Raw genomic sequence first — 7,083 nt, forward strand, 5'->3', positions numbered from 1 at the left:
CCCTCGATCGCGCGATCGAGGTGCCGCACAACTTCTACCGCTGGCGTCCATCCGATCCCGAGAATCCCTATCTGGGATATCTGGCCCTGGCCGACCGTTTCATCGTGACGGCCGACAGCCTGTCGATGCTGGCCGAGTCCTGCGCGACGGCGCGCCCGGTCTTCATGTTCGAGTTCGGCGGCGGCCCGGCCGCCATGCGGGGCCCGCGCGCGAAGGACCCGCGAATCCGGCAATGGTGGCGCTGGTCTCAACTCAGGGATCAAGGCCTGTCCGGGCTTCATTATGCCTTGGCCATCGGCCTGCCGCCCTGGCGGATCAATCGCAGCCGCGATATCCGGCTGGCCCAGGACCGCTTCGTGGCCCTGGGCCGGGCGCGCTGGTTGGGCGCGTCCGACCCGCGCCCCTGGCACCCGGCGCCCCTGCAGGACCTGGACCGTGCGGTGGCACGGGTCTACGCGCTGCTCGGTCGCCCCTTGCCCGGTGCGGATTCTGTTCACAAGACCCGCTCCGGCCCGCATGATGCGGTCGGTTCGGCGGCCGCGCCGATGCTTCCCGGCACGCCTTAGCGCGCTGACCCTCCAGACGATCGATCGTGCCAGGCCCTTCATCAGCCATGCCGCAAGACCCCAAGACCAGCGCGTCGATGCCGGCCCGGTCTCGTCCATCGCCCGTTGTCTGGCTGCTGATGTCCGACAAGACCGGCGACAATGCGCAGTTGCAGGTGGTCGCCGATGCGCTGCCTTGGCCGAGCACGCCCAAGCAGATCGGCGTGTGGCCGGAATTCGCCGACGCCAAGCCCCGGGTCGCCGCCTCGATCCATCACGTCGATCCGGCGAAATCCGATCCGCTCGAAGCCCCTTGGCCTGATCTCGTCATCACCATCGGCCGGCGGATGTCGATGGTGGCGCTCTGGATCAAGGAACAATCGCAAGGGCGAACCCGCATTGCCTTGATCGGGCCGCCCAAGCGCATGCTCGACCGCTTCGACCTGGCGGTGGCCTCGGTTCAATATCGATTGCCGCCGCAGTCCAACCTGCTGCGGATCAATTTCCCGCTGCAGCGCATCGACATGGCCGCCATTGCCGCCGAGACCGAAAGCTGGCGGCGGGAATTCGAGCCGCTGTCGCGGCCCTTGATCGCGGTCATGGTGGGCGGACGCACCAAGGCCGTGCGCTTCGACGAAGCGGTGGCCCGGCAGCTCGCCTCAGGGATCGCCGATCTCGCTGCCCGCGAGCAGGGCACGCTGATCGTCACCACGAGCCGGCGCACGCCCGATGCCGTCATCGCCGTGCTGGAGCGGATGTTGCCGCCGGGCTCGATCCTGCATCGCTGGAGCCCGGGCGGCGGGCGCAATCCCTATCGCGCCCTGCTCGGGCTGGCGGACCGCTTCGTCGTCACCAGCGACAGCGTCTCGATGCTGATGGAAATCGGCCGCCTCGGTAAACCCCTGGCGATCTATCCGCTACCGCTCTCCTCCTCCTTGGGATCGGGGATCCTCGGTGGGGTGGCGCAACTGCTGCCGAAGCGGCTCGCACGCCGGCTGCGGCGGGGTTTCGCGGAGCTGGCCAGCCGGCTGGGCGCGATCGGCCATGACCGCGACCTGACCGCAATCCACCGGCTGATGATCAAAGAGGGTCACGCCATCTGGTTCGGCGACCCTTTCAAGCTCAACAATCGGCCGCTGCCCGACGAGCTGGGCGCCGTGGTCGCGCGTATCCGAACGCTGATGGAGCGGGGCTGAAACCGTGTTTTCGGCCGCTGTGCCCGATGCTCAAGCCAGGTTGGCGACCCGCTCGAGTTCCTTGATGCGCTGATGGACGGAGTCCGGCGTCACCGGCTCGTTGCCGTCGCGTCCGCATTCCACCCCCGCCGCGATATTGCCGAGGATCGCCGCCATGATATCGCTGCCCTTCGCAAACAAAGCGAGCGAGGCATAAGCCAGGAGCGCGTCTCCGGCGCCCACGGGATCGACGATCTTGTTGGCGAAGCTGTCGAGCGCCACCACGGTGCGCACGTCGTCCGGCGGCATGGTGCGGTAGGTGATGACGCCGCGATCGCCCAGCTTGAGGATGAGGGTCTTGCAAAGCGCTTGCTCGAACAGCGCGTTCGCCAGCGGGCGGATTGCGGAATCCTGGTCGCCCAGCGCGAAACGGGCCTCCCGCTCGTTTGGCGTGATGAGGTCGAAGCCCTTGAACTCCAGGATATTGCCCCAGCGGCTCGCGACCTGGCTGTCGGCAACGCGCATGCGGCCCTCGGGGATCACCTCGATCAGGCGCGGCACCGTCATGCGATTGAAGATGCCATGGCGAAAATCGCTGAAGCAGACGACATCCGCTTCTGTTTCCGCGATATCGCGGCGGAACTCGGCAAGGATCTTGTCCGAGATCGAGCGGTTGTCGACCGTGTCGATCTTGAGCAGGCGATAATCGCGGGCGACGATCGCGTTCTTGTTGGTCGTCGGCCGTGTCGGATCGACGATGGCGCGCACCTTGACGCCCGCCTTCTCGAGGTCCTGTAGGACGAAATCCTTCAGTGCATCGTTGCCGAGAACGGTCGAGAAGGTCACGTCCGCGCCGGCCGCACGCAGATGCTTGGCGACAATGCCCGCGCCGCCGACATAATCCACCTTGTTCTCGTAGAGAACGCTCATGGTCGGCGTCTTGGTCATGCCGCCGATCATGCTGCAATGAGTCAGGCTGTCGACGATGGTGTCGCCCACGACGTGGATCCGCACCCCCTTCAGGCTGTCCAGCAGGTCGTAAAGGTCCTGGAACCCGAAGCCTTCACCGTCCATCAGCAGCATCAGCTTTTCGATGCCGATATCGGGCGGTCCGGATTCGATGAGACGAGAGGAGGAATAGACCACATCGCCCGGCGTGAAGAGAACTTCTCCGCCATAGCTTTCCAGAATCCGCATTTCTTCCTGGGTCTTCGGATTGTGACCGCCAGAATATTCATAGCCCTTGGCATAATAATCCGGCTGAATGATCTGCAGATGCTCAACCGGTGTCGGATGGGGGTCGATGACGACATAGTCCACGGCTTCCAGAGCTGCGAGATTGATCGCGCGTAGATCCTGCGGAACGTAGGGCCGGTGCATTGCCTTCGTAACATAGGCGTCCACCGTCACGCTCGCGACCAGCAGGTCCGCCTTGCTCTTGGCGTAGAGCAGATGGCGGACATGGCCGGGATGCACGACATCGAAGGTGCCGTGGCACATGATGACCCGCTTCTTGCGCGGGCGCGGGCCGATGATGGCGGCGACTTCCTGCGCCGTCTTGATCTTGTGATTCACCAGCTTGCGGCTTTGTGCATCCATGACTTATGCGTTCTCCCGGCCGGCCTGCTGCATGAATTTGAACCAGGTTTCCGTGGCGCTGGCGATCGACTGGGGATCCCACAGCGGCGCCTCGCGCCAATAGTCGATCGTGGCGACGATCTTTGCCACGCCTTCCTCGAAGCTCACCGCCGGCGCCCAGCCCAGCTCGCGCTGGATCTTGCCGATGTCGGCCCAGGTCACGTCCGGCTCACCCGGGCGCCTCGGGATGAAGGTCTTGTCGCCGCCCAGCAACTCGATCAGGCGGTTGACCGACTGCGGATTGCCGCCGCCCAGATTCCAGAAGGTTCCGACACGATCGGTCTCCGCCGCCGCGAGAAAGGCGCGGGCGACGTCCGTGACATAGAGGAAGTCGCGGCGCTGCGTGCCGTCGCCGACGACGGTGAAGGGCTTGTCCGCGAGTTTCTGGCGCAAGAACACGCCGAACACCGCCCCATAGGCGCCGGAGGTGCGCGAGCGCGTGCCATAGGCATTGAAGATGCGGACCGAATTTACCGGCAGGCCATAGACCTTGTGCCAATGGAAGCCGGCCTGCTCGCCCTGATATTTCGACAGGGCATAGGGATAGAGCGGGTTGATCGGGTGATCCTCGCGCGTCGGCGTCGCGGCGAGGCCATAGCAGGAGGAGGATGCCGCATAGACGAACTTGGCCACGCCGGACTGCCGGGCGGCCTCGAGCACGGCGACCGTGCCCTGCACGTTCGCCGACATGTACTCCGCCGGCCGCTCGATCGACGGGACGATGTCGCCGATGCCTGCGAAATGGAAGACGAAGCGCGCGTCGCGGAAGGACGGATCCTCCGGCTTGATGTCGCGGACGTCGCGGGTCTCCAGGACGACGTCGCCGGAGCTGGCATGCTGGGCCAGATTGGCGGCCCGGCCGCCGACCATGTTGTCGATCGCGTGAACGCGGAAGCCGCGCTCGACCAGCAGATCCACCATATGGCTGCCGATGAAGCCCGCCCCGCCCGTAACGACGGCCAGAGGCTTCCCGGTCATGCGGCGCGCAGGGACTTCAGACGACGGACGTTGAAATACCGGTCGTCGGTCATGCTGTTGGGCAGCTTGTTGGCCTTGAAGGCCTTGCAGAGGTCGCGCACCGCGTCCTCCACCGCATGGCTCGGCGAGAAGCCCAGCATGCGACGAATCTTGTCCGAGTTGATGTGATAGCTGCGGATGTCGTCGGTGGGCGTGGTGACGATGTCGATGGTGCCCCGGCCCGGAAATTCCTTCGTGACGACGTCGCGCACCGTGAGCGCGATGTCCATGATGCTCATGTTCTGATAGCCGGCATTGAAGGTCTCGCCCGCGATCTTCTCGTCGGGAAGCTCCAGCAGCAGCTCATAGAGGTCGCACATGTCCTGCACATGCAGGTTGGGCCGGAGCTGCGTGCCGCCGAAGACGGTGATCTTGCCGTTGTTGATCGCGTGGTTCGTCAGGATGTTGACGCTGAGATCCAGGCGCTGGCGCGGCGCGTAGCCGCAGACGGTCGCGGGCCGGATCGTGACGCAGACGAAGTCGGGCGACTGGTGCTTGAACAGCAGCGGCTCGCACATGCCCTTGTATTTGTTGTAGAGCGTCAGCGGCAGCAGGGGATGGTCTTCGGTGACATCGGGCTGTTCGGAGACTCCATAGACCGAGCTCGAGCTGGCATAGATGAAGCGCTTCACGCCCGCGCGCTTGGCCGCTATCACCATGGGCTCGAAGGCGTCCATGTTCACCGAGGTGGACAGATGCTCGTCCAGCTCGAAGCTCGCATCGTTCGAGATGCAGGCGAGCGAGATCACCACATCCTGGCCCTGGCAGGCCTTGGCCAGCTTCGCCGTGTCGCGGATATCGCCCTCGATGATGCGCAGGGCCGGATCCTGTTTCGGCAGGAAGTAATCGCCGAAATACATGATGTCGTAGACGGTGACGTGATAGCCGAGATCGAGCAGCTGCGGGACGAGCAGCGATCCGACATAACCGGCACCGCCAGTCACCAGGACATTCTTGAACTTCACGAACGAGCTCCATTCGCCAGGACCGGCGCGGCGTCCCGCGTCGGGATGTTGTAGCCGGCGGCATCGGCATCCCGCCAGAACATCTCCACGGTCTCGAGCGAGAAGCGCTCCAGATCCTTGCCCACCGATCCCAGCTTGTTCAGCAGGTCGTTGGTGACGGTGATGATGTGGCAGCCGCAAACGTCGGCATGAAACAGGTTGAGCACCTCGCGCGGGCTCGCCCACAGCACCTCGGCCTTGGGATGGCCTTTCGCCGCGAGCCGGACCGCTTCGGTCATGATCGGCATCGGGTCGCGTCCGCTGTCGGCGACGCGGCCCGCGAAGATCGAGAGGATCGCCGGCGTATCGGCCGACAGGATTTCCAGCGTGGCGCGCACCTGGTCCAGCGTGAACATCGCCGTGACGTTGACGGCGACGCCGCGCTTCGACAGGCGGCCGACCAGGGGCACCGAGGACTGGCGCTTTGTGTTGGTGATGGGGATCTTCACATTGACGTTGGCGCCCCAGGAAGCGATCTCCATGGCCTGCGCTTCCATCGTCGCGTGATCGTCGGCGAAGACCTCGAAGGAGATCGGCCGATCCGGCACCGCCGCGATCGCCTCGCGCGCGAAAGCGCGATAGTCCTTCACGCCGGCTTTGCGCATCAGGGTGGGGTTCGTGGTGAACCCCTTGATGAAGGGCTTCGCGTACATTTCGCGAATGCCGTTCAGGTCGGCGCCGTCGGCGAAAATCTTGATCCGCAGATCGGAGATCGAGGGCACGGGTTCCATCGGTCGTAAGACCTTATCTAAGATTGTTGGAGGATGATGTCCGTCGCCTCCGCGAGCGAGCACACGATTCGATCGGGTCGTTCCCGCGGGACGTCATAGTCGTTACGCAACCATATGGTGTGGCAGCCGGCGGCTTTTCCGGCCCCGATGTCGCGCCAACGATCCCCGACCATGAAGCTCTGGTCCAATCGGATATTGTGTCGCGCGGCTGCGTCAAGGAGCATGCCGGGCAGCGGCTTATAGCACTTGCAGTCCGGCCCCTCAAGGCACCAGCAGACCTCGAAATGGTCGATCGGCAGCCGGTCCGCCAGCCAGCGGTTCATCGCCTCGACCGTCGCCCGGGAGGTCAGGCCTTTGGCCACATCCGGCTGGTTGGTCGCCACCGCCAGGAACAGGCCTGCGGCTTTCAGTCGCTGGAGCGCGTCGACGGCGCCCGGCATGAGAATCATGTCCGCCAGGGCGGCCGGCGGGTAGGGGTGGCCGTCCCGGATCACCGCCTGGTTCAGCGTGCCGTCGCGATCGAAGAACACCGCCCGGCGCGGTGCGGTGGCCGTCACCGCGGAGCTGCGCTCGTGGCGGTGACACTCTCCCATTTCGTCGCCCGGCGCTGCAGGACCGGGTTGGAGACGAGGCAATGCCACACCACGGCTTGGAAGCCCTCGCTCTGCGGGGTGATGTGTGCCGCGTTCGGTGCCGGAATCACGACCACCACGTCGCCCTTCTTGGCGGTGTAGCCGGTGGCGCGCCCGACGATCCCGAAGACCTTCGTGCCGCGCCGCTTGGCCAGATCGATCGCCTTGACGAGATTGGGCGAGACGTTCTTCTCGGCGTCGCCGCCGCCGACCGAGAAGATCAGGATCGCATCCTTCTCGTTGACGTTGCTGACCTCGAGCCAGCCTTCGAACACCGTGTCCCAGCCCTCGTCGTTGGTTCGCGCCGTCAGCTCCGACACATTGTCGACCGGGGTATAAGC

The 7,083-nt window shown here is 64.9% G+C and carries 8 protein-coding genes; 2 read left to right on the forward strand and 6 right to left on the reverse strand.

Going from position 1 to position 7,083, the window contains the following annotated elements:
- Both ACREE8_RS20490 and ACREE8_RS20495 read left to right on the forward strand, forming a co-directional pair.
- A partial coding sequence (locus tag ACREE8_RS20490) for an ELM1/GtrOC1 family putative glycosyltransferase (RefSeq protein WP_431574870.1) occupies positions 1 to 566 on the forward strand: 566 nt, incomplete at its 5' end.
- Between the two features lie 47 nt (positions 567 to 613).
- The gene (locus ACREE8_RS20495; protein ID WP_431574871.1) at positions 614 to 1,741 is read left to right on the forward strand and encodes a mitochondrial fission ELM1 family protein; all 1,128 of its coding nucleotides are present in this window, start codon (positions 614 to 616) and stop codon (positions 1,739 to 1,741) included.
- Between the two features lie 30 nt (positions 1,742 to 1,771).
- Here ACREE8_RS20495 and ACREE8_RS20500 read toward each other — a convergent pair whose 3' ends face one another.
- The 6 genes from ACREE8_RS20500 to ACREE8_RS20525 all read right to left on the reverse strand — a co-directional run.
- The gene (locus tag ACREE8_RS20500; protein ID WP_431574872.1) at positions 1,772 to 3,319 is read right to left on the reverse strand and encodes a PfkB family carbohydrate kinase; all 1,548 of its coding nucleotides are present in this window, start codon (positions 3,317 to 3,319) and stop codon (positions 1,772 to 1,774) included.
- Between the two features lie 3 nt (positions 3,320 to 3,322).
- The gene (locus ACREE8_RS20505; RefSeq protein ID WP_431574873.1) at positions 3,323 to 4,336 is read right to left on the reverse strand and encodes an NAD-dependent epimerase/dehydratase family protein; all 1,014 of its coding nucleotides are present in this window, start codon (positions 4,334 to 4,336) and stop codon (positions 3,323 to 3,325) included.
- Positions 4,333 to 5,340 carry an NAD-dependent epimerase/dehydratase family protein gene (locus ACREE8_RS20510; RefSeq protein WP_431574874.1) on the reverse strand — a complete coding sequence of 336 codons (1,008 nt, stop codon included), beginning with the start codon at positions 5,338 to 5,340 and terminating at the stop codon, positions 4,333 to 4,335. The genes ACREE8_RS20505 and ACREE8_RS20510 overlap by 4 nt, the downstream gene beginning before the upstream one ends.
- The gene (locus tag ACREE8_RS20515; RefSeq protein ID WP_431574875.1) at positions 5,337 to 6,110 is read right to left on the reverse strand and encodes a transaldolase; all 774 of its coding nucleotides are present in this window, start codon (positions 6,108 to 6,110) and stop codon (positions 5,337 to 5,339) included. The genes ACREE8_RS20510 and ACREE8_RS20515 overlap by 4 nt, the downstream gene beginning before the upstream one ends.
- Before the next feature lie 17 nt (positions 6,111 to 6,127).
- Positions 6,128 to 6,667, reverse strand: a complete 540-nt coding sequence (locus ACREE8_RS20520) for a D-glycero-alpha-D-manno-heptose-1,7-bisphosphate 7-phosphatase (RefSeq protein WP_431574876.1) — start codon at positions 6,665 to 6,667, stop codon at positions 6,128 to 6,130.
- Positions 6,664 to 7,083: SIS domain-containing protein (locus tag ACREE8_RS20525; RefSeq protein WP_431574877.1), on the reverse strand; the 420-nt coding region annotated here is incomplete at its 5' end. The genes ACREE8_RS20525 and ACREE8_RS20520, both read right to left, overlap by 4 nt.

Source organism: Hypericibacter sp. (assembly GCF_050729195.1).
GTDB lineage: Bacteria > Pseudomonadota > Alphaproteobacteria > Dongiales > Dongiaceae > Hypericibacter.

What these genes read in the sequence shown, in the direction of transcription:
- ACREE8_RS20505 (WP_431574873.1), bottom strand. Translation starts at nt 4,336, where the DNA reads ATGACCGGGAAGCCTCTGGCCGTCGTTACGGGCGGGGCGGGCTTCATC.
- ACREE8_RS20515 (WP_431574875.1), bottom strand. Translation starts at nt 6,110, where the DNA reads ATGGAACCCGTGCCCTCGATCTCCGATCTGCGGATCAAGATTTTCGCC.
- ACREE8_RS20495 (WP_431574871.1), top strand. Translation starts at nt 614, where the DNA reads ATGCCGCAAGACCCCAAGACCAGCGCGTCGATGCCGGCCCGGTCTCGT.
- ACREE8_RS20500 (WP_431574872.1), bottom strand. Translation starts at nt 3,319, where the DNA reads ATGGATGCACAAAGCCGCAAGCTGGTGAATCACAAGATCAAGACGGCG.